Source organism: Cupriavidus sp. IK-TO18, assembly GCF_015549295.1.
Classification (GTDB): Bacteria; Pseudomonadota; Gammaproteobacteria; order Burkholderiales; family Burkholderiaceae; genus Cupriavidus; species Cupriavidus oxalaticus_A.
The window spans coordinates 1-709 of the sequence record NZ_JADGMP010000106.1; the positions used below are offsets into that span (position 1 = coordinate 1).

At 60.6% G+C, this 709-nt stretch carries 1 protein-coding gene; it reads left to right on the plus strand.

The genetic code is table 11. The features are described 5' to 3' along the window. Window positions 1-183: 183 nt before the first annotated feature. Complete coding sequence (locus tag IPF36_RS34320) at window positions 184-525, plus strand: hypothetical protein (protein WP_195432395.1); 342 nt, start codon at window positions 184-186, stop codon at window positions 523-525. Window positions 526-709 lie beyond the last annotated feature (184 nt).

The following is a 709-nucleotide window of genomic DNA, read 5'->3' on the forward strand; positions in this document are numbered from 1 at the left end:
GCGTTGGCCCGCTCATCCGAATGCTGACCCACACACTTCTAGTCAATGCGCGCATCCGCCAAAAGGATGCGTCGATATGCCGGCAAATCCGCATATGATGCGAACTGCATCTCGCCTCTTCATTGAAGTGCGCGAACTTGGGGCTCACATCCTGTCCGAAGGGCTATGCGGGGCGGCTAGGATATGCAGGTATTCAACTTCAGGATCTTGCCATGGAGCGGCGGCCAGGATGCACGACGCCTAGAGCGCTTGCAGCGTCTCCTCGATGAGATCGGCACCGAAATCAGCACCGAAAAGGACACGCTGGGCGACCAATACGAGAATGCTACCACAAACGCCGCGTTCGCTTTCGAGGCGATGGAAAACGGCGAGGGCCCGGAATGGACGTCGAGAAAAATCGATGCGCTGACAGCGTCGGTCACCCGCTATTCCCAGCGTCTTCGTTCATTGAAGCATGAGGCCGACTTCATCGAGGCAACCAAGCAGCGGGTCGCTTTGTTGCTGGGGGCAAGGGACCGGCTCTGACGCAGTGCGACCGGGCCGAAGGCGAACACGGCGAGCTGCCGCAGCGAAGTTGAGTCATCATTCCACCTGGACATCTTGGGTCACCGCGCGCATGCGATCGACACGCATTGCCTGCGGCCAGGGCCAAGGCGGGTTGGAGACATGGCAAGGGCGCAGGCGCCCGGCGCACTGGCCCGAACCGAAG

Coding starts and splice junctions, on each gene's coding strand:
- IPF36_RS34320 (WP_195432395.1), top strand. CDS start 184: ATGCAGGTATTCAACTTCAGGATCTTGCCATGGAGCGGCGGCCAGGAT.